Source organism: Pseudomonas sp. HY13-MNA-CIBAN-0226, assembly GCF_040310305.1.
Lineage (GTDB): Bacteria > Pseudomonadota > Gammaproteobacteria > Pseudomonadales > Pseudomonadaceae > Aquipseudomonas > Aquipseudomonas gregormendelii.
The window spans coordinates 1-235 of sequence record NZ_JBEOPS010000634.1; the positions used below are offsets into that span (position 1 = coordinate 1).

At 66.0% G+C, this 235-nt stretch carries 1 protein-coding gene; it reads left to right on the forward strand.

What is annotated here, in order from left to right:
- On the forward strand, nucleotides 1-235 hold a 235-nt coding region (locus AAEZ05_RS30215; RefSeq protein WP_350650358.1), incomplete at both ends, for a hypothetical protein.

Genomic DNA, 235 nt, shown 5'->3' on the forward strand with positions numbered 1-235 from the left:
GGAACAGACACTGCGGGTCACCCGGGTAACCGACCTGGGCCTTAACCCGCTGTCCGCCGATACGCGACAACGCATCAACGCCTACGGCGACCGGCTCACCGCCACCGAGCGAGCAGCCAATCGATTGGTCGCCAGTGTGACGAGTGCGGTGGATGGCCCGGTGGTGTCGCATGACGCGGATGCTCCGTTTCGGCGCTGGTCCACGGGCTTTTCCACTGAGCAGTTGGCGCAGCGC